We start from the raw sequence: 25505 nt of genomic DNA, 5'->3' as shown, positions 1-25505 counted from the left end.
TTTGTTTACTTCTGCCCAGCCCGTGTCAGCTCCCGCGCTCCCCCGCCGGCAGTAGCTTTGTAGAACGAAGGTTTGAAGCCTGTCGCTTTTTCATAGGCTTCTGCAATACTTTTCTCTGCCTCTTCGGCCTGGCTATGCTCCACAAAAGCGATCGCGCATCCGCCAAATCCCGCTCCCGTCATCCGGGCCCCAATCACCCCAGGTTGCTTTTGGGCGGTCTCAGCCAGCGTATCGAGCTCAGGACCGGTTACCTCATAATCTTCCTTTAACGAGCGGTGTGACTCATTAAGCAGTCGGCCAAACGCTTCATAATTTTCCGCCTTCAGCATTGCTGCTGCCTGCTTCGTGCGGTCGTGCTCGTAAATAACGTGCCGGGCTCTTTTTCGGACTGTTTCATTATTGACCTCCAGGCTGAGCTGGTTCCAATCCTCTACCGATAACTCACAAAGGCTCGTAATATCCCGGTGCTGCTGCATTTCCGCCAGTGCTTCTTCACATTCGGCCCGCCGCTCGTTATACGCTGAGTCTGCAAGTTCTCTGGACTTATTCGTGTTCATAATCAAAATGGTATATTTATCTATCGGAAGCGGAGCGTATTCATATTCGAGCGTTCCACAGTCAAGCAGCATGGCGTGCCCATCTTTGCCAAATCCGATCGCAAACTGATCCATAATACCGGTCTGAACACCGATATACTCGTTTTCCACCCGCTGGGCGTAAAGCACCAGGGTTTTGATGGAAAGTCCCCAGCCTTCCCACTCATTAAGCAATACGGCTGTAACCAGTTCAATTGACGCCGACGAGGATAGGCCGGCCCCATTTGGGATATTGCCGGAAAAATAAATATCATAGCCGGTTTCACATTGATAGCCTTCTGCTGCCAAAATGGCAAATAACCCTTTCGGATAATTCGCCCAGCCGTCTTCCTCCTGGAACAAAAGCTCATCCAATGAGAGCGTTACCATTCCGTCGTTTAAAAAATTGCCGCTCACTAGCCGCATTTTTCGGTCACTCCGGCCAGCCGCTGCTGCATACGTTCCATTTGTAATCGCACACGGGAACACATATCCTCCGTTATAATCTGTATGTTCACCAATGACGTTGATACGGCCGGGAGCAAAAAACAGCCGTTCCGCCTGGCGGGAAAACTGTTGTTCAAATTCTTTCAATACCGCTGCATCCATGGAATAGCCTCCTCCATTCTTTTTATCAGTATAACGGAAAGCTAAGCTGAAATAAATCTTTTACTAAAATTTTTACTATAAAGTTTCAGATTTTCGCAGCTTCAATAGGGGTAATAGTACTTTTAGCAGGAAGGAGGCGGCCCGGGTGTTTTTTAATAAGTTGTTTGAACGTCTAATTAATGTGAATACAACAGTTATTTTTATGATTACTGCCCTCGTGATTGGGGGAAGTTCCTTTGTGATCTATTACATAGAGCCTGAAGAATTCGGCAGCCCATTCAACGGCTTCTGGTGGGTCATGACTTCTGTCACTACCGTCGGCTTTGGTGATTACGTTCCTCAGACAGTGCCCGGAAAGCTGTACGGCATTTTTCTGTACATGATTGGCATTGGTCTGATTTCTATCGTGATCAGTAAGGTTATTGATTTTATATATGTATATAACCGCAGAAAGGAGCGGGGAAAATTGGAGTACAGTGGAAAAGACCATATCGTCATCGCCGACTGGAGCAAGCATGCGAAAATCGCGATCCAGGAAATTTTAAATACGGAAAAAAATATTGAAATCGTACTTATCGATCAGTATGAAGAAACGCCTTATCATCATGAACGTCTGTTTTACGTCCGCGGCAACCCAGTCGACAAAGAGGTACTGGAGCAGGCAAACATTAGTGAAGCCCGGGCGGTATTTATTTTCCCCAATGAAATTACCATCAACGGGGAATATATCCATGACCCTTCCTATATCGACGGAAAATCATTATTAATTGCCACCAGCATCCAGCGACACTTTAAAGACATTTACACCATCGTAGAAGTCAAAGAACGAAATAATATTCACAACTTTACCCACGTGGAGGTGGATGAATTTATCGTCAGCTCCGAAATGATCTCACAGCTGGCCGTCCGTTCCGCCTTCAGCCCGGGTACCTCAAGGATCGTGTCTCAGTTGTTATCCAAGAGGCACGGAGAGGATTTGTATGAAATACCTAAGCGCCCCTCCTGGGGGACGTACCGCGAAGCTTATATGGATCTGCTCGAAGAAGGGGCAACTCTCGTATCAGACCACGAGGATTTAAATATTAACCATAAGCTCGACGAACGTATTCCGGAGGACGCGCAGCTTTTCGTTATCTGCCACGAAGATACGTACCATAAAATTAGCGGGAAACAGGCAAAATAAAATTATTCTCCACTGTTTAACTGGAAACTATCTCCTTATTATTCTTCCGCTGCGTTATAATAGCCGGGTAAACAACTAAAAGAAAAGGTGTGACGCATATGAGCTTTAACTGGGGAATCATCGGCACCGGCAATATCGCCGGAAAATTTGCTGAAGCATTAAACGATGAGCACGGCAGGATTCATTCCGTCTGCTCCCGCACCATGGATAAAGCCAAAGGCTTTGCAGATGATTTTAACATTGGGCATCCGTTTGATTCGCTGGACACATTCCTCGAAGACGAAGCGCTTGATATCGTCTATATCGCCACTCCCCACACGAATCACTATGAGATTGCCAGGCAGTGCCTTGAAAATGGGAAGCATGTGTTTTGCGAGAAGGCCATTACTGTTAACAAGCAGCAGCTCGATGAACTGACAGCGCTTGCTTCAGACCGGGAACTGGTGCTGCTTGAAGCGATGACGCTGTATTACCATCCGCTTCACCGTGAGCTGCAGCAAAAGATCGCACACGGGGTAATCGGCAGCGTGCGCTCTATTAACGTCACGTTTGGCACTATTAAAGAGTATGACACCACCAACCGCTTCTTTAATCCGGACCTTGCCGGGGGCGCGATGCTTGATATCGGTGTTTATGCCCTGTCGTTTGCCCGTTTTTTTCTGCAGGAGCAGCCGCAGGAGGTAGCCACCATTGGAGAAATGGCCGGGAGCGGTGTCGATGACCAGTCGGGGATCGTTTTAAAAAACAGCCGGGGCCAGATAGCGACAGTTCAGCTTTCCTTCAGCTCCAGGATGCCCAAAAGAGGGATTATTGCCGGCGATAAAGGCTCAATTACTGTCGACAACTTTCCCCGGGCCGACGAGGCAGTCATTGAGTATACAAACGGAGAAAGCGAGCGCGTTACTCAGGGCGAGACGTCAAAAGCCCTGCATTATGAAATTCGGGAAATGGAACGGTCTGTCTCCAGCCGGGACTATGCCTCGATCCTGCAGTATTCCTCTGATGTGATGGCACTCATGGACGAATCCAGGCGGCAGTGGAATTTCCGCTATTCATTCGAATAAACGGCATTTCCCGGGAAATACAAGTAAAGCCTTTATTCCGCATGGAATAAAGGCTTTTTTACTTAACGGGACTGCAGCAGGACATTGTTAATAGCCTCTGCCACCCCGTTTTCATTGTTTGTCAACGTAATAATATCAGCGGCTGCCTTGATTTCCGGAATGGCATTTCCCATCGCCACCCCGCACCCTGCTGCCTCTATCATAGATAAATCGTTGCCGTTATCCCCGATGCACATTACTTCCTCCCGGGCGATACCAAGCCGGGCCGCCAGATCCATCACTGCGTTGCCCTTACTTGCTTTTGGATGAAGAAATTCCAGGAAATGCGGCGTGCTGCGCATGATTTCATTTCTCGCTTTAATTTTCTCCGGCAGTAAAAGCTCTGTTTGGTCAATGTCATCTTTCTCGCCGACAAACATCACCTTCGGCAGTGCCAAAGACGGCCCTACCTCTTCAAGCGTGCGCACGCGCAAAGGTATACTATTCAGATAAGCGTCAAGCACCGTGTATTTATCAATATCCTTTTGCGGGGTATAAATATGCTTTTCACTAAAGTACTGCATGGCTATGGGAAGCTCCCGGCTCAGATACTCAAGCTCCATAACGTCTTCATACAGCATATCGAGCTGGCTGACGACCCGGCTTGTGAAGGTCTCCTGGACAAGCGCGCCGTTAAATACAGCGATATAGTCGCCCTCTTCCCGAAGTGACAGCTGATCCACATAACGCTGAACACCCGGGAGCGGCCGTCCGGTACACAGTACAATTTTGATACCGGCTCCTTTTGCTTTCCGGACCGCCTGAATCACCTCCGGCGTCAGTGCATGCTGATCATTCAGCATGGTCCCATCCATATCTACGGCTATTAGTTTGTACATACCAATCCTCCTGCGTATTTAAATATGTCCTGCCGGTCCCCAAAGGAAATGCTCCTCCATATAGGCGAGCAGTTCTTTTTTCCGGTGCTGAAGAGCTCTGCACACCTGCTGGCCCACCGGCACCTGCAGCACCTTTTTTCCACACTGGCCGCATACATCTTTTTCAGTAAACGTATGAAGGACATTTAACGGAAATAACGGCTTTCCATCGGCTATTAAAAATTGAAAACGCTGGCCGTGGATCGAGAATAAAACAGTATATCCCTCAAATTCTGCTGCTTTGTGGACAATCACATTTTCTACTTCAGTCATAGCTGTGTTTTTCCGCACCCCGGGCCTCCTTCTTTATTAAACGTAATAAAATTCCTTTTTTTACGGAAAATTATCCGGTTATGCTTTCAGTATAACTTTTTGCATAAAATCACGCCCGCCTCTTTTAAAAAATCGTCCCCGGGGGAATGAACAGTAAGGAGTCCAAACATCCAAGGAGGCTATACAATGGTATCAGCACAAAACCGGGCTTTTCGGCTTCGTGAGCCGAAAAGCATAGAAAGTCTAGAGATGACAGAAGAATCCATCCCGCAGGTACAGCGGGGAGAAGTGCTTGTCCGGGTGAAAGCTACTTCCTTAAACTACCGGGACCTCGCGATGATCGAAGGAAACTACCCGGGCGAGCTGCGGGAAAATCTCGTACAGCTGTCGGACGGCGCCGGGGAAATTGTTGAAGCAGGCGAAGACGTGCGCCGCTTCCGAGTCGGAGACCGGGTAGCCGGCAATTTCACGCGGGAATGGTTTGGCGGAAAGCGCCCTTCCTATATGGAGCCGTATGGCACACACAGTAACGGCTGGCTGGCAGACTATAAAGTAATCAATCCCGAGGAGCTTGTACGTCTTCCTGACCATCTCACGTACGAGCAGGGAGCCACGCTTCCATGCGCGGCCGTTACTGCCTGGAACGCTTTGCACGGTCCCTCTCCAACAGGGCCCGGAGACACTGTTCTGACGCTTGGCACCGGAGGCGTTTCCGTGTTCGCCGTGCAGCTGGCGAAAATTCTGGGACTTCGCGTTATTTCCACCACCTCGAGCAGCTGGAAAGAGGAAAAGCTTGAGGAACTCGGCTCTAACAACATTATCAACTACAACGACACCCCGGACTGGGGCAAACGTGCCAAAGAACTCTCCAACGGCGGCGTAAACCGTGTCGTTGAAGTGGTCGGCCCTGCCTCATTTCACCAGTCAATTGAAGCAGTCGCCCCCGGTGAAGAAGTAGCTTTAATCGGCGTGCTCACAAGAACCGGGGACAAAATCGATTACTATGATCTGTTCGGAAAAGCTTCGACAAGAACGATTGGCGTCGGCAGCCGGGACATGTTTGAATCCATGAACCGCGCCATCGCTTCCCATCAGCTGACGCCGGTCATTGATACGGTCTATCCATTCGAACAGGCCCAGGAGGCTTACCGCCACATGAAGAGCCAAAACTTCTTCGGCAAAATTGTTATTTCTCACGAGCAGTAATAAAGCAAGCGGAGCGCATCTGTGACGCGCTCCGCTTAATTTTTCCCAATCCATTCGAAGTAGTAAGGAGAGGATCATTTTGACAGACGTTACCGCCGCTTCCCCGTTTACATTACATAATAAAAATGTGACATTTAAAAACCGCTTCGTTAAATCAGCCATGAGCGAAGGCCTCGCTTCGAGCGTCCACCTACCGGGCGCTGATATTTTCCGGCTGTACTATACCTGGGCCAAAGGAGGCGCAGGCCTGCTAATTACCGGGAACGTGATGATAAACCAGCAGGCACTTGGGGAGCCGGGAAACGTCGTGCTTGAGAGCGAAAAGCAGCTTGGCCTGTTCCGCGCCTGGGCCCGTGCCGGCACGCATAATAACACCCATTTATGGATGCAGATCAATCACCCGGGCAAACAGGTACCAAAAGGCGTTGCCCGTGAAGCCGTAGCCCCTTCGGCTGTACCGTTTGAATCAGGGATCCAACGCTTCTTTCCCGACGCCCGGGCTCTAACGCCTCCAGAAATAGAAACAATCATCCGGCAGTTTGCCCGTACTGCCTCTCTGGCCAAACGTGCCGGTTTCACCGGTGTTCAGATTCACGCCGCCCATGGCTACTTGATCAGCCAGTTTCTCTCGCCCCGCCATAATCAGCGGACCGACGAATGGGGAGGTTCGATTAAAAACCGTTTCCGCTTTTTGCGTAAAATTTTTAATGCTGTCCGCGAGGCCACTGGGCCGGAATTTCCTGTCGGAGTAAAAATTAACAGTGCGGATTTTATGAAAGCCGGCTTTTCGGAGGAAGAATCCCAGTATGTAATTAAAGAGCTCGAACGCCTTGGAGTGGATATGATTGAAATCTCCGGAGGCACTTACGAACGTCCGGAGCTATTTGGAAAAAATGCTTCTGCCTCTACGCTTCGGCGTGAAGCTTATTTCCTCGAATATGCTGAAAGTTTGAAGCAGACCACAGAGGTTCCGGTAATTTTAACCGGGGGCTTTCGCACCCGTACAGCGATGGACAACGCCCTCCAGTCAGGAGCAGCCGATTTCATCGGTCTGGCAAGACCCATGGCTGCGTGCCCGGACTATCCGGCCAGGCTGCTTTCAAAAGCTCCGGTCCCACGGATTGCTCCTGTCAAAACCGGCCTTCCGTTTATTGATAATCTCGGAATTATGGAGCTTGCGTGGTATAACCAGCAGCTCGCCCGGCTTAGTAAAGGCCGGAAAGCCGCCCCGGGTCTCCCACCCGTTCTTTCTTTAGGGATTCTTCTGATGAAAAATGGCTTAAATGTTATCCGGCAGCGCAGAGGATAAGCTTTACAGCGCCTTTATCAGCCCGCCGTCTACGAGCAGTGTCTGGCCGGTCACATAGGTGTTGGCAAAGGATCCGTAAAACACAACCTGTGCCGCAAACTCTTCCGGCTGCCCGTAGCGACCGGTCGGAATCGCTGCTTCCGACTCCCTGCGCACCTCCTCTGGGCTCTTATTCATCTGTGCGGCTTTTTTTCCATCAATCTCTGCCACTCGGTCTGTAGCTATTTTTCCAGGCCCCAGGGAATTAATGAGAATGCCGTGCGGAGCGAGCTCCTGGGACAGACTTTTAGCCAGACCCATCAGGCCGGCCCGGAATGTATTCGATAAAATTAAATTGTCCAGCGTCTGTTTCATCGAAGAAGACGTAATGTTGACAATCCGTCCGCCACCGCTCTCCTTCATTGACGGCAGTACTGCGCGTGTCGCGCGTACGAAGCTCATCAGGTTTAAATCAAACGCCTGCTGCCAGTCATCGTCATCAAAATCATCAAACGTGCCGGCAGGAGGACCGCCGGCGTTATTAACAAGCACATCAACCGGACCGAATGCTTCCACGGTGTATTCAACAAGCGCTTTTACCTCTGCCCCTTTTGTAACATCGCATACATAATAGCCGACCCGGCCGCGGCTGCTTAGAGACTGAAGCTCTTTTTCCGCCTCTTTCAGGCTCTCCTCCGAGCGGCCCGTAATCATGATATCAGCGCCTTCTTTTGCGAATGCGGCAGCCGATGCTTTTCCAAGGCCTCGGCTTGATGCGAGTACGAGCACCGTTTTTCCTGCAAGCTGTAGATCCATATTTTTCTCTCCTTCTTGCTGTGGCCCGAATGCATTCATACCGGCGGCTCCAGCTGTTTCGTTTCTTCTTTTAGTTCTTCGGTGTCAAATTCGTCCTCTACCCTTCGTTTAAGTACATAGCCGAGCACAGCTATCACTACTGCAAGGACTCCCAGGATAATCATTTTCATCGGATCGAAGGACAAAATGCTTGATCCAAAAAAACCCAACAGAACAGCTCTCGGGATAGTCCCGAGTGCTGTTGCCCCAAGGTATTGCCCCCACCCCACGTCCATCCGGGCGCTTAGGGAGGTTAATAAATCATAATGAAGCACAGGGATAAGCCGGAGCATTAATAAAAATTTAAAGCCATGATCCTCGAGTTCTTCCTTGATTTTATCCAGTTCCTCCATATTTTTCTCATCTAAGTTCAAATCTCCCGCTTTACGCCTCTTAGTGAAAAAAGAAACTGACGCCCCCAGCACGGCTCCTAGAAAAATAAGGAGAGCCCCCAGCCAGTGCCCGAAAAAGAACCCGACAGCCACTGCGAATATAGGTAAAGGAACAAGCAAGTATGGGCGGACGGCAAATAGCAGAAGCACCACCACCGGGCCGAAGAATCCAATGCTTTCCATCCAACCTTTCACGTCTTCAGGGTTGAGGTGCAGGTAAAAACGCGAAAGCAGCAGAATCAAAATGGCGGCACTCACCGTAATTGTCAGTCGCAGAGCGTAGTGTTTTAATTTTGTTTTCATGACGCTTTCCTCCTCAATATCTCTTTTTATTATAACGGAGAAGTGGCTTCATACGCCTTATTTTCCAAAAAATTATGCTTGTAGAATCGTTCTCTTTTTATGAGGACGGGCAAAAAACTTTCCATCTCTTCTTTTTTTAGGTAAGCTAAAGCAGGTTTAAGCTTTTTCCTTTATTTATATTTTCGCTTAGAAAGGCGGTCTACATATGAACCAATTAACCGGCTTCAGGCGGGCCCGTTTTGTTGTCCTGCTCGGAGCACTTGCAGCACTGATTCCTTTGACTATTGATATGTATCTTCCTGCACTTCCTGATATTACTGCTTCCTATGAGACCAGTGCTTCTATCGTACAACTGAGTTTAACAGCCTGTCTGCTCGGACTCGGCGTTGGCCAGCTCGTCGCCGGGGCCCTCAGTGACGTGTACGGCCGGCGTCGTCCGCTGATTGTCGCCCTGATCGTTTATATTGCCGCATCAGCCGCCTGTATTTTTGCGCCGAATATTTTCATTCTGATCGCCGGGCGTTTTATACAGGGCTTTGCCGCGTCAGCCGGACTCGTTATTTCCCGGGCAATTGTCCGGGACGTCAGCAGCGGGGCCGAACTCACGAAGCTGTTTGCCCTTTTGATGCTCGTCAACAACCTTGTGCCGCTGCTCGCCCCTTCTATCGGAAGCGGGGTGCTCCTTTTCACCAGCTGGCCCGGAATCTTTTTAACGCTTTCTATACTAGGTACCATCCTGCTGCTGATTACGGCGTTTCGTTTAGGCGAGACCCTTCCTGCAGACGACCGGGTGCCGAGCAATCTCGGAGCTACCTTCAGCAATTTTCTATCCCTTCTTAAAGACCGGCAGTTTTCGGGGTACGCTCTCTCCCAGGGCTTTATGATCGGCGGGATTTTCGCCTACGTAGCCGGTACTCCATTTATTTATCAAAATATATACGGCGTGTCCCCTCAGGTGTTTAGTATTCTGTTTGGATTAAACGGGCTCGGCCTTCTGCTGGGAACGTTTATGGTCGGTCGTTTTGCCTCAGTGATTCCCGAAAAAATATTTCTTGAATCCGGACTTGTGATGGCCTTTGCCGCCGGTCTTGCTCTGCTTGTGGTCGTTATTTTTGAAGGCCCGCTCTGGGGGATTGTGCTTCCTATTCTGTTTTTTGTTACCTCTATCGGCTTTGTCGCTACTTCTTCGTTTTCCCTTGCGATGGAAACCCAGAGTCATATCGCCGGCAGCGCCTCAGCGCTTTTAGGTCTTCTGCCGTTTGTGCTTGGTGCCGTAACGGCTCCTATGGTTGGCATTGCGGGCGAAGAAACAGCCGTGCCGATGGGACTCACCATCTTTTTGATGAGTGCGTTAGCTCTCGCAACATACGTATTCATGGCTAAACGAGGCGGACCAACGGAAAAGCCGGCTTAATAATCAATAAATATTTTTAATTAATTTAATGGGATGTTGATACTGAAGAGTTTGCCTATCCGGGGGCCTATAATGAAGTCATTCAAGTCGGGGCTGTGAACATTTCCAACGAATTGACCCCGTTTACGAATACCAACGATGAAATTGATCTCCCAGCACTGGGGCTTCGATTTTATCTGCGTATGTGGATAGCTCCTACGTCCGGTTGAGCGGCACCTCCATGGCAGCCCCTCACGCTTCTGGCGCCCTTGCCCTTATAACCAACTGGGCGGAAACAGGCTTTGGCTGGCGTATTTCCGAGCCGGAATTGTATGCCCAGCTCCTCCGCACGGTTCCTCTCGGCTATCCACTGAGCGCAGGCGGCAGCAGCATGCTAATGCTCGGTACTGGCAAACGTTGGCAAACGTCTTGTCCAGACAGTTCAAAGTGAAGCTGTCGTGCTTTAATCCTGCGGGGACACAAAAAAGGTCATGCCGCACATCCGGCATGACCTTACATATACCGTACAGTTATTTCGCTTCCGGCACTGGATCCGTAACAAAAACTACAACACTTGTGTCATTGTAAAAATCCCAGTCCACGAAAATATCATGTACTTTCGTCCCGAACAGACGATCAAAGCGTATTTCGTTTAACAGCTGTTTTTCCAGGTGGCGCTTCGCCGTTTTCAAGTTTGATCCATGCCCCTGGTTGATTAATTCTTTTTCAATCAGAATTAAAATACCTGTCCGGGCCGCTATTAATGTTCGTTCATTAATCTGGTACATGGCGATATCATCAGGAATTTTTTCTGTTTTGGCGCTGACATCGTTTACTTTTCTTTTGATATTTTCTTCGTATTCCGGTCGTTTTTGGTCTTTTTTAATTTTTAATTCCTGCGAATTCAGGGCAGTAATCATGCCAGACCGGTTTTCGATATTCCAGTCAAAGTAAAATTCCCAGCCCTCTATATCTGCGATCCTTGACAGGTAATGCTTCACTTCGGGAAGAATTTGCTCCATCATTGTCTCCCGAAGCTCTTCGACAGCTTCCTGATTTCTCTGCCCGATAATTACCTGCTCCATCGGGGAGAGAAATTTGCGGATATGCATTACGATGCAATGAGGATCAATACTGACGTAGACCGATTCAGGGCCCTTCCCAAAGTGATCCCTTAATAACTTTCCAAGGTAGCTTCCCAACTGCTTCTGTTGCTCCTGCAGGTCTTCACTTGAGTATTTTTCCGCCATGCCCTCTCCTCCTCTTAATATATACCGACTAAATTTAAAGATCTCAAAAACAGATCTATGTATTAGTTGCAAAATAAAGGCCTACCTCCCCGGGAAGGCCGGCCATTGTGCCTGCAAAATACCACCTTGATAAATGATATTCTATTATCTCTTTCCCGCCCATGCGCTTCATTCAATCATTTAATTTCGATAATCTGCGTTTAACCCGCATTTTTATTAAAATAAACCCACATAAAAAACCGGACACTTTTTTCAAGCACCGGTCCTTTTTCCGTATTCATTTCATACTCCGTACATCGAAACGGCTCCTCCGTTCACTGGCGAGCAGCCGGTGGACAATTTCCTGCTGATTTTGCACACGTACAGTACGCTGGGCCTTTATGAAAAAAATCACGGCGGAAAAAACAGCTCCGATCAGCATTCCAACCAAAAAACTAAGCATCAAACCCCTCCCATACAGTGGTAAAATATTAAAATTACCATAACAAGGACATAGAGGTATTAGTCTTAGAAGCTGTTTCCTGTTATGTACGAAGCTTTATAATTCCGGTTCGTAAAATTCTACCCGGAGTCCTTCAAGCGTAAGTTCTTCTGGCTTCCATTCCCCTTCCTCAAGCAGCCCTTCCCGGGTAAAAACAAGAGAATCCTTATCCTGAAAATCTTCAAGCTCCCAGTAAAGCACCCGCTGTTCTTCCTGATAAATCTCAAGATACGCAGCATTTGAATGTTCCTTTGCGTGTCCTTTAAATAAACCAAAGGGAAATGTTTTTTTGGACCGGTTTTCCATTTTTCTAAACGTGAACTTATGTGTTTCATCAATCGTGCCGTGCATTTCATCTTCATGAATATTAATTTCTATTGTTCTCAATGTATCTCTCCTTTTCTTTATTTACTTTAATTGATAGTTATTTATGAATAAAAAGCTCTGTGAATTTAACGTTATACAGAGCTGTAGAGAAATAACATATTTACCATACTTCCTTACTACCCTCATTTTTTTCCGTGTAATCTTTCTTTAAAGAATTACCGCAACCTTTTCTTTCTCTGTACGTAGGTTTGGTATACTGGATCTAGTTCCTAAGAAGGAGGAAATCAGATGGCTCGGGCGGTATCTCTAAAAGAACGTATACATACGATCGACATGCTGAGAGGCTTTGCCCTGCTCGGCATTATACTGGCAAATATGGCTGCCTTTAAAGCTTTAGGCTTCAGCCAGTACACAGACATGATAAATACCAGCCTGACGGAGACCACAGCCGCCGATCAAGCTATTAATACGCTGCTGGACTTTTTTGTGATCGGAAAATTTTATCCTCTGTTTTCTTTTTTATTCGGACTCGGATTTTATATGTTCCACAAGCGTCTGGTAGAAAAAAACCTTCCCGCTGACCGTATTTTTCAGCGCCGGCTTCTTTTTTTGCTGTTTATCGGCATGATTCACCTCGTATTTTTATGGTCCGGCGATATTCTTCACTTATACGCGGTGACCGGCTTCTTTCTGCTTATGTTCACCCATAGAAGCAGTAAAGCAATTTTAGCATGGGCTATCGGGCTTATCCTTGCTTCGGGATTCTTTATGACGCTCCTCTTAACTGCAGCCTCTGCGGGTACTGCCTCAATAAATCCCGGGGCCTCCGCCGAGCAGTCAGTTGCTTCGGGGATTTCTGTAATGAGAAATGGCTCCTACGGCGATATTTTATCCTACCGGCTGAGTAATGAAGTCGTATTCGTCCTGCTTCAGCTTCCGTTTTCTATACCCTTCATTCTTGGTTTATTTCTCCTCGGCTTTTATTTTGGACGCCGAAGCATGTTTACAGAAGCTGCTTCTCATATAAAGTCATGGAAGCGTCTCTGGGTGCACAGCCTGTGGCTTGGCCTCGCTCTAAATACCGTCGTTACAGCATTTAAACAGGAATGGACAGCCCTTCCCCGCGGTCTCAGCACCGGCCTCGGAGATGGTTTGAATTATATCGCCGGACCGGTGCTGATGCTGTTTTACGTGTCGTCGTTTGTGCTGGCCGTAAAAAAACCAGGCCTGCGCCGGCTTCTGCTTCCGTTCGCCTCCATGGGAAGACTCGCTTTAACAAACTATCTGCTGCAGACTGTTATTGCTGTTCTCTTGTTTCATGGCTACGGTCTGGGGCTGTTCGGGGAGGTTTCTGTTACTAGCGGGTTTACTGTAGCGCTAATCATTTATATTTTCCAGCTCGCCGGCAGCCATTGGTATGTGAAGAAATTTTCCCAGGGGCCAATGGAATACCTGTGGCGCAAATGGACCTACGCCCGTACAATGTGAAACCAAAAGGCAGCCGCTCAAGCGCAGCTGCCTTCATTGCTCCGGTTCTTTAGTAATGTTTTTATTCCACCAGTCTGCTGCCTGTTTGCGAAACACGAGCAGCGTGCATCCAAACAGGCATAAAATAGCGGGAATCCAGTTTGGGACACTGGCTAAAATAAATAAAAATACGCCGATGCCGTTAATAAGCGTAGCCAGATTCATCACTTTTTTTGGTTTCAACGTCTCTCCCCCGTTTGGCTAGGTTAATTTTTCCGTTGGATAAAACTCAATTTCCCGGCTTTCCCCAGGTTCCAGGTTTTCTTCACAAAAGTGCTCCACAATGTCTTTCAAGGAATCAGAATCAGATGCAGCGTAGCGTTCCTTTAAATAGCTGTTCACTTTTTTCTGTTGCTTCCGGTGCGCTTTTGGTACCATCAAAAAACCAATCATTTCACCGTCAGACGTGCGGTCCAGTCTATCCGCCAGTTCTTCATAGGTCATTTCAGTCTCTCTGCCTCCTTACACGGTACGCTTATTATCATTTCCATTATTTTCTATATCATTTATGATGAACATGCCTGTGCATCTGCCCACAGCATATCATACAAAGGAGGGCCCGACATGCACGATTCTCCCGCAGTAGAAGTAAACCAGCTGACAAAACAATTTAAAGGGGCCACTGCTGTGCACCCATTGAGTTTCGAGGTACATGCTCATGAAATATTCGGCTTTCTCGGACCAAACGGGGCCGGTAAAACTACGACGATGCGAATGCTCGCCGGCCTGCTTGAACCGAGCAGCGGGGATGGATACATTCATGGCAAATCGATTAAAAGTCAAGCGCTCGAAGCAAAGCAGCAGCTTGCCTATCTGCCCGATAAACCAGATATCTATCCAAAGCTCACAGGATGGGAATTTCTTCAGTTTATTGCTTCTGTATTTAAACTCGACAAAAACATATGGATAGAACATGCAGAGGAGCTGCTGCACCGGTTTGATTTAACAGAAAGTGCCGGTAGATTGATGGAGACGTATTCACATGGCATGAAGCAGAAAATAGCTTTAACCGGAGCCCTGATTCACCAGCCATCTGTTATTTTTCTGGACGAACCTACAGTCGGGCTCGATCCGAAGAGCTCGCGCGACCTCCGGGCCATTCTGCGCGAAACCGCAGCAGAAGGCACTGCTGTTTTTTTCTCTACTCATATGCTCGACGTTGCTGACCAGCTCTGTGACCGGGTCGGAATCATTCATCAGGGGAGGCTTCTGCAGACAGGCACTCCCGAGGAGCTTAAGCAGGAGCACGCCAGTCATGCCGGGGGTTCTCTGGAGGATGTCTTTTTGCGCATGACAGAGCAGCAGGAGAACGAAGACCCTGAAGGGGAGATTCCATGATACAAACGCTTTGGTATTATCAGAAAAAAACCATGCGTCATCAGTACGAGTCTCTGCCGTCCGGGCGGAAAGTATTATACATCACTCTGACAGCCCTGGCCCTGTTCATTATATTTCCCTTTGGTCTCGGCATGGCTGCGGCTGGGGACGTTTTCTCTCCGGAAAGCTTACATGCGGTCGTCGTTTACCTGCTGCTGAGCATTATGGCTGTCATCACTTTTGTGACCATGCCGCGCACGTTTCAATTGTTGTTCGGCTCCAAAGATATTGAGTTTTTATTCACTCTTCCCATCCGCTCGAGGCATCTGTTTGCCATGCAGTTTTTCACCGGGTGGGCTGGATTTCCTCTGCTTTCCTTCTTATTGTTAACTGGGCTCAGCATTATCATCGGGGCCGTTTCGGGAGCCCACCTTCTGTTTTATCCGGCCGCTGCTCTTTTGTTTTTCGGCCTGTCTGTTTTTGGAGCAGGTCTCGCGTTTCTATTGAATCTGTTTCTCGTTTATATTCTGCCGGCCCAACGCGTCCAGCAGCTGACTACTGTAATCAGCTTTCTATCTGCAGCCCTGTTTGTTCTGGCTGCGCAGATGCCAAACATCATTATGCAAAACGGTAACACATCTCTTACCATTGAAGCAGCTCCCGTATGGCTTCCCACTCAGCCTGCAGCAGCCGCTCTTTTCACTTCTTTTCAGGGAGAAGGCGCAGGAATCATTTATACAGCGGCCTGTCTCGGAGCTTTGACGGTCATAAGCCTCGCCTCTCTGTGGTTCGTGGAAAAACGCTACTTTTCCTCCTGGCAGCGGGCCACCGAGCCCGTGGGAAACAAAATCAGATCGACCCGGCCCGGTGAAGCCCGCTCTGTCCTCTATGCCATTGCCTTTAAAGAATGGCGGGCCGTGCAGAGAAACCCGAAAGAATGGACCACCTTCTTCACATTTGCCCTTATTCTTATTTTAATGTTCATTAATTTCTTTGGCAGCGGATCGGCAATTGCTTCCCCCTGGGCAAATCCTGCCTCTGCTTGGAGTAGTGTGCACGCTATGCTCGGACCCGCCATTCTGCTTGGTCTGCAGCAATTTGCCGCGGCCTCGTTTGGACGGGAGGGCGACTCCCGCTGGATGCTGCGAGCGCTTCCTGTAACTCCCCGGCAGATTGTCCTCGGAAAATTCCTGGGCCACTGGGTCATGACAGGAGCGGCAATTGCTGCACTTGAATTGATCACCTTTATAGTCTTTAGGTGGAACATCGTACTGTTTTTCGCCGGGCTTGTCCTGACGCTATCCCTTACAGCAGTTGCCGCGGCTTCCGGTGTGTGGGCCGGAGCGGCCGGGGGAACGTACAATGAAAAAAATCCGCAAAAACGGGTGCGGTTCGATACAGGAGTAGTATCCTTCTTTCTAAACGTTCTGTACCTTCTGCTTTTTTTCTTCCCCGCCTGGATGCTTTTAAGTGCCGGTCTATCCCTGCACTCAAAATGGCACCACGGCCCGGAGCCTGCCTTTCTTCCCTTATGGAATACAGCCCCGTGGCAATGGATCAGCCTGCTGGGAGCAGGGGGGCTTCTGTCTGCCGCTGGGATTGCGATCCTAATCGTCTATCTACATCTGCGTCATGGTACAAAAGAGCTCAAAGAGCGTGGCGTGGATTATTTAGATCCATAAAGCTGCCGGGAGTCCGGCAGCTTTTTTGTGTTAAAATCTCTAAGCTCATTACTTGATTCTCTACATAGCAAATGCTACGATACTCTTTGTGACTAAACGTTCACCAAAAGTAACCATAGAGTCAAAAGGGGGTCGAAAACTGCATGGCAGAGCGTAAGGATAAGCTTTTGGAAGCAGCACTGCAGCTATTTGTGAAGCAGGGGTTCCACTCCACTTCCATCCAGCACATTACAGCGGCCTGCGGCATATCCAAAGGTGGCTTTTATAAGCATTTTGATTCCAAAGAAACGATGCTTTTAGAGCTGCTCCGCAAGGTGCATGAAAATATGCTTTATGAGGCCGAAAACTATCAGGGAACACAGCATGAGCCCGAGCTCAAACGACTCGAGGGTAAAATACGCATCGAGCTGGAGAAATTCACGGAGTATCGGCCGCTGTTTCAGATGCTTTTCACGGAGTTTCCTCCTCATATGGAAAACAAAATTTCCAACTACTTAAACCGTATGCGCCGCTTTTTTCAGGAATGGCATGAACAATCACTATTGGAAGCCTTCGGCCCCCGGGTACGCCCTTACGTCAGCGATCTTGCTGTCATTCTCGAAGGGGTCATGCACTCTTATTTAACCCTTATGAACTGGCATGTTTCTGCCCTCCCGTTGAACCAGCTTTCTACATTCATCGTAGATAGGCTTCACTCCATCGTTAAAGATGACAGTGACCTCGAGCCCCAGCTTCCGAGAGAATGGGCCGGAGGAGACGAGCCCGTGCAGGGTATGGAAAGCATCCGCTGTGAATCCGAAGCACTGCTTTTATTTGTAAAAGCCCGGCACACGCAGGGAGAACTGCCTGAAAAGACACTTCAGACAACTGAAATGATTCACGAAGAGTTCAAGGCAGAAATACCGAGGGAATTTTTGATCGATGCTTTACTGCATCAGCTGCAGCACCACGCGAATCTCCATATACACACACAAAAGCTGAGTGCAAAATGGAGCGCATGGAAAGGAGAGAAACAAGTACTATGAGTTCTTCATCCTGGGACATCCCCACCCGGCAGAAGGCAGCTATGATTACGGCCCTGCTGCTTGGCGCCTTTATGGGAATTATTAACGAAACACTGCTAGCCACCGCCCTCCCCTCCATTCAGGACGCCCTCGGGGTCACCCAGGGGACCGTTCAGTGGCTGACGACGGCCTTCTTAATGACAAACGGCATTATGATTCCAATCTCCGCATTTTTAATTGAACGCTTTACGACCAGAGGATTATTTTTGACGGCGATCGGCTTATTCGGCGTCGGCACCTCGATCGCCGCTATCGCTCCTTCGTTTCCAGTTCTTCTATTTGGACGTGTGGTCCAGGCATCCGGATCCGGCATTATGCTTCCGCTATTAATGACAGTGCTTTTGGCCATTATTCCCGTAGAGCGCCGCGGTACAGCGATGGGCATGATCGGGATCGTTATTTCGTTCGGCCCGGCTATCGGCCCGACGCTCTCCGGCTTTCTTCTCGAGCTTTTTCCGTGGAGAGCCCTGTTTATTACTGTGCTCCCAATCGTAGCACTGACGATTATTACCGGAGCTATCTTTTTGAAAAACGTGACCGAACTGGGCAGCCCAAAGATTGATGTATTGTCCATTATCCTTTCTTCCTTTGGGTTTGGATCCTTTTTATACGGCTTCGGGACGGCTTCCGAAAGCGGCTGGGGCAGCCCGGTCGTTCTTACCGCCGTGATCGTCGGGGCTCTGATTATCGGATTATTTGTCTGGCGTCAGTTTACATTAAATTCACCGATGCTCGAATTTCGCGTGTTTAAGTTTAAGATATTCAGTCTCGCCATTGGTATCACTATGGCTGTTTTGATTTCATTAATAGGAGCGGAAACGCTTCTGCCGTTGTTCATGCAGAATGTGTTAGGCTTCACCCCGCTGGAATCCGGCTTGATGCTTTTGCCGGGAGCCATTGTGATTGGGATTATGTCGCCTATTACAGGCCGTCTGTTTGACGCCTTCGGTGCGAAATGGCTCGCAATCACCGGGCTGTCTATTGTTACCATCACTACCTTTATGTTTACGAACCTTTCGCTTGAAACATCTTTTACGTATTTAACCATTGTATACGCCATCCGCATGTTCGGCCTCGCCTGCGCACTGATGCCGGTCATGACGTCAGCATTAAACCAGCTGCCGATGAAATGGTACGCCCACGGCTCAGCGATGGCGAATACGCTGCAGCAGATTTCCGCTTCTATCGGTACAGCCCTTTTGGTTACCTTTGTTGCCCTGGGCGCCCAACAGTATCAGCCGGAGGCTTCGACCTCCGCAGAAGCGGCTCCCCAGCTCGCACAGGTAGTCGGGTTTGAGTGGGCCTTTATGGGAAGCACAGCTCTTGCCTTTGTCGCTTTGATTCTTTCCCTTTTCTTAAGCTCCCCGAAAGAAGAGAAGGAAATGACCCGCCAGGCAAACGAAGAACAGCAGAGCAACGCTCCCGCTAAATAGTAAAATACCCCGGCAGACCTGAACACAAGGCCTGCCGGGGTATTTTTTATTCGCTTCCTTTTGCCAGCAGCTTATACACCGCCGCAAAGTCTTCATCACCCATACCGTACTGCTTTGCCAGCGCATACGCTTCCCGGACTGAGCCGGTGACCGGCAGGGAAATTCCCGCCTGGTAGGCTGATTCCTCGAGCAGGTGTAAATCCTTGTAGGCATGCTTCAATGGAAACTGGGTTTCATAGCTGCCACTCAGAAGCATGTCACGCTTTCCAGCGACGGCAGGGGCCGTCGTCGGCACCTGAAGCAGCACATCAAGCGCCTGCTGCTTATCAAGTCCCAGTCCTTCCGCTGCGTGCAGCCCCTCTGATAAACTAGTCATAGCATGCATCAGCGTTAAGTTAACGGACATTTTCATCGCAGATCCGCTTCCAGTGCCTCCCATGTAATGAACATTTTTGCCCATAATTTCGAGAAGCGGCTGTACCTTTTGTACGTCCTCTTCACGACCGCCGGCCAAAAACACCAGCTCTCCCTTTTCAGCAGGTCCTTTAGATCCGGATACCGGTGCATCCACCAGGCGCATTTCCTTCATTTTCGCGGTTCTGGCCATCTGCCGGGTAAAGCCGGGATTAACGGTACTCATGTCCACCCAGATTTTTCGACTTGTTTCGCCGGCAAGCAAACCATCCACGCTGTTCGCAATTTCCTCTACTGCTTCAGGGTTCGACAGCATCGTGAATACGACATCCACCTTGGAAACCAGCTCTCTCGGCGTTTCCCGCCAACCTGCTCCTGCGTCGAGCAGGTGCTGGGCTTTCTGCTTAGTCCGGTTATAAATCGTAACCTTTTCCCCGGCGTCCATTAAATTTTTCACCATGTTTGAACCCATAATCCCTGTTCCAATAAACCCAACTCTCACACTCATTCATCCTTTCTGCGTACACTTCTATTTGGGTGTTCCCTATCCGCAACCTGGCAAACGTCCGCCAGAGCGTATTGTTTTCGCTTCTCCGCTTATGTTTAAATAAGTATAATTATAAATTTTGCTGCAGCAGGAGATGATTCTATGTTAACACTTCAGCATGCCTGGGAAGCAAGACAGCGATTACGTCCGGTACTTCCGGAAACGCCGCTCCTTTTTTCCCAGCCTCTGACAAATATTGCCGGCCAGCCTGTGTACTTAAAGCTCGAACAAATGCACGTCACCGGCTCCTTCAAGCTCCGGGGAGCGACTAACATGATTCGTTCTCTGACTCCAGAGCAACGGGCCCAGGGCGTAGTCACATTTTCCACCGGTAATCACGGTTTTGCGGTGGCGACAGCAGCAGCCAGTCTCGGCATCCGCTCCGTCGTATGTGTCTCAGAAAACGTACCGGCAAATAAAGTCGAGGCACTGAAAGCAAGCGGCGCTGAGCTGCATGTGGAAGGCAGCGGCCAGGATGAAGCCGGAGAAGTCAGCGCCCGCCTCGTCGAGGAGGAGGGGCTGACTCTTATCCCTCCCTTTGACCACCCTTTTGTCATCGCCGGGCAGGCAACGATGGGACTCGAAATCATCGAGCATCTGCCCTCTGTGAAGCACGTGCTCACCGGCCTGTCCGGTGGCGGCCTGCTGGCCGGCCTCGGTCTTGCCCTGAAGGAACAAATTCCTGATCTTGAGCTTAGCGGTTTGTCCCTCCGGGAAGGAGCTGCTATGGATGAGAGCCTGAATATCGGCAAGCCGACTATCGTACCGGAGGCCCCAACACTTGCTGACAGCCTGCTCGGAGGCATCGGACTCGAAAATCAATACACTTTTTCCATGGTTCAGCGCTATGCCGATCAGCGACTCCGGCTGCATGAAGACACGATCGCCCGGGGCATGGCGTTTTTATACGATAAGCACAAAATGGTTGTCGAGGGAGCAGCCGCTGTCGGCGCCGGCGCTCTTTTAGACGGACTCGTGGCCGTTAACGGTCCCACTGTTCTTATCGTTTCCGGCAGCAGTGTGGACGTCCACACCCACCGCAAAGCAGTCGCTCCGTATATTTAAACAGACCGCTGCCTGTTGGCTATATTTTCTTTTCTTCCCGCTGGCGCGACCGGTACGGAGACAAGGAAAGCAGGTCCATTGCGTCCTGCTTCTTTATTTTTTCCCATTCCTTCCGGCGCTGGGCGAACCATTTACGGTAATTTTTGTTTCCCATCTGCTTTTTCAAAAAAGAAAGGCTTTGAAGCGGGCCCTCTTCGGCATTCAGCGTTGTCAGCTGCAGCTGAAATGCCTCTTCCTTCTGCAGCCACGCTTCCATCTGCCGCGGAGACATTAATACATACGGCACTCTTCCTTCATACAGACGACGGTAAAGCAGCAGCCGGTAGTCCGCCTGGATGAGACGGTCAGCTTCCTCCTTCTGCTCCCGGAATTTTTCCGGAAAACGACGCGTGATTGCTCTTGCTTTCCTTTCTTCGGCGGCAGCCCAATGTTCAATATAGCGGGACGTCTCAGCAACATAAAACGCACGGCTGCGGTAGCTTTTAAAAAAAGGCAGCTCCCGTTCCCAGGCAATGTATCCGTGTTTATCCTTTTCTAAATCATCGTTGCGGTATAGACGGTGGCATTCAAGTTCATTCCATTTACGATTCCATTCATGATAAATCATATTTTGCTATACCTCCGCAAAGGATGGATTTTTCTACATTCTAATTGTTTCTTCTTCAAACAACAATGATGACGCTTTCGAAAAAACGGGAATATAATTAACCTTCCTCATCCTACTATAAAGGAGCCGATTACAATGAAGAACGATTTCCACCGTAAAGAAGCCGGCTTATTCACGCATGCCTTTAACCAGAACCCGTATCCTGCCTTCCACTCTCTCCAGCAGCATGACCCGGTACACCAGACCTTAATGCCCGACGGCCATTACGCCTGGATCGTCACCCGGTACGAGGACGCTGTCGCGGTGCTGAAGGACAATCGCTTCATAAAGGATTTCACTGTGTTTTTAAATGAAGAAGAGCGCGCTGAAGCACAGAAAAATATTTTTTCCCAAAATATGCTTTTTGCGGATCCTCCGGATCATAAACGGCTGCGAGGACTCGTTCAGCAGGCATTTACACCGAAAATGATCGAAGAGCTTCGGGACAGAATTACAGAAATTGCAAATGAACTGATCGAAGACATGCAGGACCGCTCCCGAATTGATATTATCGATGATTTCGCTTTTCCGCTTCCTATCATTGTTATCTGCGAAATGCTCGGGGTGCCGAGCGAGGACAGGGATAAATTCCGTACCTGGTCCAATACCCTCGTCGAAGCTTCCAATGACCCGGGAAAAGCCGAAAAAATTCAGCAGCACACGGAGGAATTCACCGCCTACCTCAGGGATTGGATAGCCACCAGAAGGGAGCAGCCGGAGGATGATATGGTGAGTAAGCTCATCCAGGCAGAAGAGGAAGGCGATCGTTTATCCGAGCAGGAGCTTTACGGAGTCGTTTCGCTGCTAATTATCGCCGGCCATGAAACGACGGTAAACCTCATTGCAAACGGCCTGTTCGCTTTGATGACTCACCCGGAGCAGATGCGCACGTTACAGCAGCAGCCGGACCTTATCCGCCCGGCCATTGAAGAAATGCTTCGTTTCGAGGGACCGGTTGAATTCAGCACCGACCGCTGGGCCTCTGAAACACTCGAACTTCAGGGAAAAACGATCAACAGGGGAGACCATGTACTCGTCGCGCTTGATGCGGCCAACCGTGATCCGGAAGCATTTGAAGACCCGGATGTTTTCGACATCACCCGTGGCCACAGCAAACACCTTGCTTTTGGCAAAGGCATCCATTTCTGCCTTGGGGCCCCGCTTGCCAGAGTTGAAGCGGAAGTCGCCGTGAATACGCTGCTTGAACGTTTCCCCGAGATGCAGCTGGACACAGCGTCTGATAACCTGGAATGGCGTCCCGGCATACTCATGCGCGGCCTCACAGAGCTTCCCGTTCGTCTGACGTAAATAAAAGGCCGGAAAACCTTAAGAGGCTTTCCGGCCTTTTTGATGGCCCCAGCTTCTATTTTGTCCAGCCAAGGAGCATTTCCCGAATACATTTTCCGGCCACAATCGCGGTCTGATCGCCGCTGTCGTACGGAGGTGAAATTTCCACAATATCGGCCCCGATTACATTAACCTCCGAGGCGGCAATTGCGTGAATGGCTTCCAGCAGCTCCTTTGATGTTATGCCGCCGGCTTCCGCCGTGCCTGTGCCCGGAGCGTACGCCGGATCCAAAACATCGATATCAATCGATACGTATACCGAGCGGCCCTGCAGTCCTTTCAAATCCCGCTGCAGCGGCTCTGCTACTTCAAACGGGGAGAAGTGCATGCCCGACGTGCGGGCGTAGTCGAACTCTTCCTTTTCTCCGGAGCGCACTCCGTAGGAATAAACATTTTCCGCTCCTATTTTTTCACAGATTTTCCGTACCGGGGTGGCGTGGGATAATGGCTCTCCCTCATAATCTTCGCGCAGGTCCGTGTGCGCATCGATATGAATAAAAGCGACAGAAGGATCATGCGCGCAGGCTGCCTGCATAATCGGCCAGGTTACAAGATGCTCTCCCCCTATCCCCAGAGGGAATTTGCCATCCGCAAACAGACGCGCCGCTGTCTTTTGAATAATTTCTACGCTTTTGGCCGGGTTTCCGAACGGGAGCATCATATCCCCGGCATCGTGATACGCATAGTCCTCCAAATGTTTGTCCAGATAGGGACTGTATTCCTCGAGACCGATAGAGGTCTCCCGGATTCGGTTCGGGCCAAAACGGGACCCCGGGCGGAAGCTGACTGTCCAGTCCATCGGCATTCCGTACAATACCACACTGCTGTTCTCATAGGAAGCAGAGCTCCCGATAAATACCTTTCCTGTATAAGCCGGATCAAAGGCATCCATGGTCACGCCTCCATTCGTTCAAGGCCCCGCTGCACAAAAGCCGGAAGCGCAAACGCAGCCTCATGTATATCTGCCGTATAGTAATGAGTGTCCAATGCTTCTGCCCGACGTCGGTGCAACTCTTTCGGTCTGTACTCCTTCGAACCGATAGTAAATGTCCATAGGCCGCTCGGATACGTCGGAATGTTTGCCGTATATACTTCGGTATGAGTAAATATTTCTTTTACGTCGTTGTATACTGTCCGAAGCAGGTCTGCGTGAAACCACGGGTTATCCGTCTGGGCGACAAAGATGCCATCCTCCTTTAGCGCCCGGTGAATACCTTCGTAAAAACCTTTTTCAAACAGCTTTACGGCCGGGCCGACCGGCTCCGTGGAATCCACCATGATCACGTCATACGCTGCTTCACTTTCCGCGATATGCATAAACCCATCGGCTACCTGCACATCGACCCGCGAGTCATCTAGCGCCCCGGCTATGGAAGGCAGGTATTTTTTTGAATACTTTACCACCTGGCCATCGATTTCCACAAGCGTGGCTGCCTCCACCGAGGGGTGCTTCAGCACTTCCCGGATAACGCCGCCGTCGCCGCCGCCGACAACCAGTATATGCTTGGGTTCCGGGTGTGCTGCAAGCGGAACGTGGGCCATCATTTCATGATAGACGAACTCGTCCTTTTCTGTAGTCATAACCATGCCATCAAGCAGCAGCATATTCCCGAACTCTGCCGTTTCCACTACGTCGAGCTGCTGGAAATCGGTCTGCTCGGAATGCAGCGTTTTTGTAACACGTGCAGTAATGCCGAAATGCTCTGTTTGTTTTTCTGTAAACCACGTTTCCATAGCCGTTCCTCCTCTTTTCACAGACGAAACGTGCGGGAAATATCCCCGCACGCCCTGTTTTTTTATTGCTCCGCTGCTCCGCGGAAGGCCTCATACAGCTCTTCGGTCGAATTGTCCCACATGTTCCGGTTAAATGCTTTTAAATATTCCTGCAGAATGTAGCGGGAGTGCTCATCCATGTGCGCAATCGCTATGCGCCCTTTAATTGCTTTATCCAGATTGTTCACATGCTCCGGCATACTTTTGTACGCACGGCGGGCTTTTTTGTCCACAAGCATTTCGCAGGCGCCAAGACCGGCGTAAAACGGACCGTTTTCCCCCTGCTCCGTTGATACCCATACGAGCCAGTACAGCTTGCCATCCGGAACGTTGCTTTTATCAGGTCCGAATTTCACCCTCTTTTCCGGTTCGGATCTGGCGTGCAGAGCTCCCATGTCAATAAATGCTGCGTCTTCCGCCGGGTCGATAAAGACGGGGGTCACATTGTCCAGACTAAGGGCACCGGCGTTAAAGCCTCCGTCCCCTTTAGTAGCGTCCCCGCTTAGAATATTGAACTGGCTGCCGCGTTTCTTTTCAGCGCCTTTATTATTATCTTTACTGAATTCACTCATTC

29 protein-coding genes are annotated in these 25505 nt (G+C 49.6%); 14 read left to right on the top strand and 15 right to left on the bottom strand.

The genetic code is table 11. From position 1 onward, the window contains the following. Positions 1 to 5: 5 nt before the first annotated feature. Positions 6 to 1184, bottom strand: coding sequence for a galactokinase (locus Q9M42_RS05265; RefSeq protein WP_322525471.1), 1179 nt, complete (start codon positions 1182 to 1184; stop codon positions 6 to 8). Between the two features lie 145 nt (positions 1185 to 1329). On the opposite strand from Q9M42_RS05265, the gene Q9M42_RS05260 reads away from it, so the two are divergent. Both Q9M42_RS05260 and Q9M42_RS05255 read left to right on the top strand, forming a co-directional pair. After that, entirely contained in the window at positions 1330 to 2367 is a 1038-nt protein-coding gene (locus Q9M42_RS05260; RefSeq protein WP_322525470.1) for a potassium channel family protein, read from the top strand. Positions 2368 to 2465: 98 nt separating this feature from the next. After that, on the top strand, positions 2466 to 3431 hold the full coding sequence (locus tag Q9M42_RS05255; protein ID WP_322525469.1) for a Gfo/Idh/MocA family protein: 966 nt from the start codon (positions 2466 to 2468) through the stop codon (positions 3429 to 3431). Positions 3432 to 3493: 62 nt separating this feature from the next. On the opposite strand, the gene yidA is transcribed toward Q9M42_RS05255, so the two are convergent. Then, entirely contained in the window at positions 3494 to 4309 is an 816-nt protein-coding gene (gene yidA, locus Q9M42_RS05250) for a sugar-phosphatase (protein WP_322525468.1), read from the bottom strand. A gap of 18 nt (positions 4310 to 4327) precedes the next feature. Further along, positions 4328 to 4621: a hypothetical protein gene (locus Q9M42_RS05245; protein WP_322525467.1), complete on the bottom strand. Its 294-nt coding sequence runs from the start codon at positions 4619 to 4621 to the stop codon at positions 4328 to 4330. Between the two features lie 186 nt (positions 4622 to 4807). Between Q9M42_RS05245 and Q9M42_RS05240 the strand changes: the two genes are divergently transcribed. Both Q9M42_RS05240 and Q9M42_RS05235 read left to right on the top strand, forming a co-directional pair. Further along, a complete protein-coding gene (locus tag Q9M42_RS05240; protein ID WP_322525466.1) occupies positions 4808 to 5827 on the top strand; it encodes a zinc-dependent alcohol dehydrogenase family protein in 1020 nt (339 codons plus the stop codon). 79 nt (positions 5828 to 5906) lie between these two features. Further along, complete coding sequence (locus Q9M42_RS05235; RefSeq protein ID WP_322525465.1) at positions 5907 to 7136, top strand: NADH:flavin oxidoreductase/NADH oxidase family protein; 1230 nt, start codon at positions 5907 to 5909, stop codon at positions 7134 to 7136. Positions 7137 to 7139: 3 nt separating this feature from the next. On the opposite strand, the gene Q9M42_RS05230 is transcribed toward Q9M42_RS05235, so the two are convergent. Both Q9M42_RS05230 and Q9M42_RS05225 read right to left on the bottom strand, forming a co-directional pair. Beyond that, the gene (locus tag Q9M42_RS05230; protein WP_322525464.1) at positions 7140 to 7931 is read right to left on the bottom strand and encodes an SDR family oxidoreductase; all 792 of its coding nucleotides are present in this window, start codon (positions 7929 to 7931) and stop codon (positions 7140 to 7142) included. 35 nt (positions 7932 to 7966) lie between these two features. After that, positions 7967 to 8665, bottom strand: a complete 699-nt coding sequence (locus tag Q9M42_RS05225) for a TVP38/TMEM64 family protein (RefSeq protein ID WP_322525463.1) — start codon at positions 8663 to 8665, stop codon at positions 7967 to 7969. A 205-nt stretch (positions 8666 to 8870) separates the two neighbouring features. On the opposite strand from Q9M42_RS05225, the gene Q9M42_RS05220 reads away from it, so the two are divergent. The 3 genes from Q9M42_RS05220 to Q9M42_RS05215 all read left to right on the top strand — a co-directional run bounded on the left by Q9M42_RS05220 (position 8871) and on the right by Q9M42_RS05215 (position 10509). Then, positions 8871 to 10079, top strand: coding sequence for a multidrug effflux MFS transporter (locus Q9M42_RS05220; RefSeq protein ID WP_322525462.1), 1209 nt, complete (start codon positions 8871 to 8873; stop codon positions 10077 to 10079). 95 nt (positions 10080 to 10174) lie between these two features. Further along, on the top strand, positions 10175 to 10288 hold the full coding sequence (locus tag Q9M42_RS15535) for a hypothetical protein (RefSeq protein ID WP_369698792.1): 114 nt from the start codon (positions 10175 to 10177) through the stop codon (positions 10286 to 10288). After that, entirely contained in the window at positions 10264 to 10509 is a 246-nt protein-coding gene (locus Q9M42_RS05215; protein ID WP_322525461.1) for a S8 family serine peptidase, read from the top strand. Before Q9M42_RS15535 ends, Q9M42_RS05215 begins: the two co-directional genes overlap by 25 nt. Positions 10510 to 10588: 79 nt before the next feature. On the opposite strand, the gene Q9M42_RS05210 is transcribed toward Q9M42_RS05215, so the two are convergent. From Q9M42_RS05210 to Q9M42_RS05200, 3 genes are all read right to left on the bottom strand, one after another. Further along, the gene (locus Q9M42_RS05210) at positions 10589 to 11308 is read right to left on the bottom strand and encodes a Na-translocating system protein MpsC family protein (protein ID WP_322525460.1); all 720 of its coding nucleotides are present in this window, start codon (positions 11306 to 11308) and stop codon (positions 10589 to 10591) included. A gap of 277 nt (positions 11309 to 11585) precedes the next feature. Then, positions 11586 to 11750 carry a hypothetical protein gene (locus tag Q9M42_RS05205; protein ID WP_322525459.1) on the bottom strand — a complete coding sequence of 55 codons (165 nt, stop codon included), beginning with the start codon at positions 11748 to 11750 and terminating at the stop codon, positions 11586 to 11588. Between the two features lie 96 nt (positions 11751 to 11846). Continuing rightward, positions 11847 to 12176, bottom strand: coding sequence for a hypothetical protein (locus Q9M42_RS05200; protein WP_322525458.1), 330 nt, complete (start codon positions 12174 to 12176; stop codon positions 11847 to 11849). 228 nt (positions 12177 to 12404) lie between these two features. On the opposite strand from Q9M42_RS05200, the gene Q9M42_RS05195 reads away from it, so the two are divergent. Next, positions 12405 to 13604 (top strand): DUF418 domain-containing protein, encoded by a 1200-nt coding sequence (locus Q9M42_RS05195; RefSeq protein ID WP_322525457.1) that lies wholly within the window; start codon positions 12405 to 12407, stop codon positions 13602 to 13604. A 33-nt stretch (positions 13605 to 13637) separates the two neighbouring features. Here the strand turns inward: Q9M42_RS05195 and Q9M42_RS05190 are convergent, their stop codons facing one another. Both Q9M42_RS05190 and Q9M42_RS05185 read right to left on the bottom strand, forming a co-directional pair. After that, entirely contained in the window at positions 13638 to 13826 is a 189-nt protein-coding gene (locus Q9M42_RS05190; RefSeq protein WP_322525456.1) for a hypothetical protein, read from the bottom strand. Between the two features lie 18 nt (positions 13827 to 13844). After that, positions 13845 to 14087 carry a hypothetical protein gene (locus Q9M42_RS05185; RefSeq protein ID WP_022793068.1) on the bottom strand — a complete coding sequence of 81 codons (243 nt, stop codon included), beginning with the start codon at positions 14085 to 14087 and terminating at the stop codon, positions 13845 to 13847. A gap of 120 nt (positions 14088 to 14207) precedes the next feature. On the opposite strand from Q9M42_RS05185, the gene Q9M42_RS05180 reads away from it, so the two are divergent. The 4 genes from Q9M42_RS05180 (at position 14208) to Q9M42_RS05165 (ending at position 19139) form a co-directional block, all read left to right on the top strand. Beyond that, the gene (locus Q9M42_RS05180; protein WP_322525455.1) at positions 14208 to 14981 is read left to right on the top strand and encodes an ABC transporter ATP-binding protein; all 774 of its coding nucleotides are present in this window, start codon (positions 14208 to 14210) and stop codon (positions 14979 to 14981) included. Beyond that, on the top strand, positions 14978 to 16642 hold the full coding sequence (locus Q9M42_RS05175; RefSeq protein WP_322525454.1) for a putative ABC transporter permease subunit: 1665 nt from the start codon (positions 14978 to 14980) through the stop codon (positions 16640 to 16642). The genes Q9M42_RS05180 and Q9M42_RS05175 overlap by 4 nt, the downstream gene beginning before the upstream one ends. 143 nt (positions 16643 to 16785) lie before the next feature. Beyond that, positions 16786 to 17667, top strand: coding sequence for a TetR/AcrR family transcriptional regulator (locus Q9M42_RS05170; RefSeq protein WP_322525453.1), 882 nt, complete (start codon positions 16786 to 16788; stop codon positions 17665 to 17667). After that, positions 17664 to 19139, top strand: coding sequence for an MDR family MFS transporter (locus Q9M42_RS05165; RefSeq protein WP_322525452.1), 1476 nt, complete (start codon positions 17664 to 17666; stop codon positions 19137 to 19139). Before Q9M42_RS05170 ends, Q9M42_RS05165 begins: the two co-directional genes overlap by 4 nt. A 46-nt stretch (positions 19140 to 19185) precedes the next feature. Here Q9M42_RS05165 and Q9M42_RS05160 read toward each other — a convergent pair whose 3' ends face one another. Beyond that, positions 19186 to 20061 carry an NAD(P)-dependent oxidoreductase gene (locus tag Q9M42_RS05160; RefSeq protein WP_322525451.1) on the bottom strand — a complete coding sequence of 292 codons (876 nt, stop codon included), beginning with the start codon at positions 20059 to 20061 and terminating at the stop codon, positions 19186 to 19188. Positions 20062 to 20202: 141 nt separating this feature from the next. Between Q9M42_RS05160 and eutB the strand changes: the two genes are divergently transcribed. Then, positions 20203 to 21165 (top strand): hydroxyectoine utilization dehydratase EutB, encoded by a 963-nt coding sequence (eutB, locus tag Q9M42_RS05155; protein WP_322525450.1) that lies wholly within the window; start codon positions 20203 to 20205, stop codon positions 21163 to 21165. Positions 21166 to 21184: 19 nt separating this feature from the next. Here the strand turns inward: eutB and Q9M42_RS05150 are convergent, their stop codons facing one another. After that, entirely contained in the window at positions 21185 to 21772 is a 588-nt protein-coding gene (locus Q9M42_RS05150) for a hypothetical protein (protein ID WP_322525449.1), read from the bottom strand. Between the two features lie 135 nt (positions 21773 to 21907). On the opposite strand from Q9M42_RS05150, the gene Q9M42_RS05145 reads away from it, so the two are divergent. Further along, the gene (locus tag Q9M42_RS05145; RefSeq protein WP_322525448.1) at positions 21908 to 23119 is read left to right on the top strand and encodes a cytochrome P450 family protein; all 1212 of its coding nucleotides are present in this window, start codon (positions 21908 to 21910) and stop codon (positions 23117 to 23119) included. 55 nt (positions 23120 to 23174) lie between these two features. Here Q9M42_RS05145 and speB read toward each other — a convergent pair whose 3' ends face one another. From speB to Q9M42_RS05130, 3 genes are all read right to left on the bottom strand, one after another. Next, a complete protein-coding gene (gene speB / locus Q9M42_RS05140; protein ID WP_322525447.1) occupies positions 23175 to 24050 on the bottom strand; it encodes an agmatinase in 876 nt (291 codons plus the stop codon). 2 nt (positions 24051 to 24052) lie between these two features. Next, positions 24053 to 24892 (bottom strand): polyamine aminopropyltransferase, encoded by an 840-nt coding sequence (speE, locus tag Q9M42_RS05135; protein WP_322525446.1) that lies wholly within the window; start codon positions 24890 to 24892, stop codon positions 24053 to 24055. Between the two features lie 62 nt (positions 24893 to 24954). Continuing rightward, positions 24955 to 25503, bottom strand: coding sequence for a YwhD family protein (locus Q9M42_RS05130; protein ID WP_322525445.1), 549 nt, complete (start codon positions 25501 to 25503; stop codon positions 24955 to 24957). Between the last annotated feature and the right edge of the window lie 2 nt (positions 25504 to 25505).

Source organism: Marinococcus luteus, from assembly GCF_034497705.1.
GTDB lineage: Bacteria > Bacillota > Bacilli > Bacillales > Marinococcaceae > Marinococcus > Marinococcus luteus_A.
Note: the sequence above shows the minus strand (reverse complement) of the source record. Positions and strands in the feature narration are given on the sequence as shown.

Bases quoted from the DNA above. Each gene is read 5' to 3' on its own strand.
- Q9M42_RS05225 (WP_322525463.1), bottom strand. From the start codon at position 8,665: ATGAAAACAAAATTAAAACACTACGCTCTGCGACTGACAATTACGGTG.
- Q9M42_RS05205 (WP_322525459.1), bottom strand. From the start codon at position 11,750: ATGCTTAGTTTTTTGGTTGGAATGCTGATCGGAGCTGTTTTTTCCGCC.
- Q9M42_RS05255 (WP_322525469.1), top strand. From the start codon at position 2,466: ATGAGCTTTAACTGGGGAATCATCGGCACCGGCAATATCGCCGGAAAA.
- Q9M42_RS05175 (WP_322525454.1), top strand. From the start codon at position 14,978: ATGATACAAACGCTTTGGTATTATCAGAAAAAAACCATGCGTCATCAG.
- yidA (WP_322525468.1), bottom strand. From the start codon at position 4,309: ATGTACAAACTAATAGCCGTAGATATGGATGGGACCATGCTGAATGAT.
- Q9M42_RS05195 (WP_322525457.1), top strand. From the start codon at position 12,405: ATGGCTCGGGCGGTATCTCTAAAAGAACGTATACATACGATCGACATG.
- Q9M42_RS05160 (WP_322525451.1), bottom strand. From the start codon at position 20,061: ATGAGTGTGAGAGTTGGGTTTATTGGAACAGGGATTATGGGTTCAAAC.
- Q9M42_RS05220 (WP_322525462.1), top strand. From the start codon at position 8,871: ATGAACCAATTAACCGGCTTCAGGCGGGCCCGTTTTGTTGTCCTGCTC.
- Q9M42_RS05240 (WP_322525466.1), top strand. From the start codon at position 4,808: ATGGTATCAGCACAAAACCGGGCTTTTCGGCTTCGTGAGCCGAAAAGC.
- speE (WP_322525446.1), bottom strand. From the start codon at position 24,892: ATGGAAACGTGGTTTACAGAAAAACAAACAGAGCATTTCGGCATTACT.
- eutB (WP_322525450.1), top strand. From the start codon at position 20,203: ATGTTAACACTTCAGCATGCCTGGGAAGCAAGACAGCGATTACGTCCG.
- Q9M42_RS05265 (WP_322525471.1), bottom strand. From the start codon at position 1,184: ATGGATGCAGCGGTATTGAAAGAATTTGAACAACAGTTTTCCCGCCAG.
- Q9M42_RS05210 (WP_322525460.1), bottom strand. From the start codon at position 11,308: ATGGCGGAAAAATACTCAAGTGAAGACCTGCAGGAGCAACAGAAGCAG.
- Q9M42_RS05145 (WP_322525448.1), top strand. From the start codon at position 21,908: ATGAAGAACGATTTCCACCGTAAAGAAGCCGGCTTATTCACGCATGCC.
- Q9M42_RS05245 (WP_322525467.1), bottom strand. From the start codon at position 4,621: ATGACTGAAGTAGAAAATGTGATTGTCCACAAAGCAGCAGAATTTGAG.
- Q9M42_RS05180 (WP_322525455.1), top strand. From the start codon at position 14,208: ATGCACGATTCTCCCGCAGTAGAAGTAAACCAGCTGACAAAACAATTT.
- Q9M42_RS05170 (WP_322525453.1), top strand. From the start codon at position 16,786: ATGGCAGAGCGTAAGGATAAGCTTTTGGAAGCAGCACTGCAGCTATTT.
- Q9M42_RS05230 (WP_322525464.1), bottom strand. From the start codon at position 7,931: ATGGATCTACAGCTTGCAGGAAAAACGGTGCTCGTACTCGCATCAAGC.
- Q9M42_RS05130 (WP_322525445.1), bottom strand. From the start codon at position 25,503: ATGAGTGAATTCAGTAAAGATAATAATAAAGGCGCTGAAAAGAAACGC.
- Q9M42_RS05150 (WP_322525449.1), bottom strand. From the start codon at position 21,772: ATGATTTATCATGAATGGAATCGTAAATGGAATGAACTTGAATGCCAC.
- Q9M42_RS05165 (WP_322525452.1), top strand. From the start codon at position 17,664: ATGAGTTCTTCATCCTGGGACATCCCCACCCGGCAGAAGGCAGCTATG.
- Q9M42_RS05185 (WP_022793068.1), bottom strand. From the start codon at position 14,087: ATGACCTATGAAGAACTGGCGGATAGACTGGACCGCACGTCTGACGGT.
- speB (WP_322525447.1), bottom strand. From the start codon at position 24,050: ATGGATGCCTTTGATCCGGCTTATACAGGAAAGGTATTTATCGGGAGC.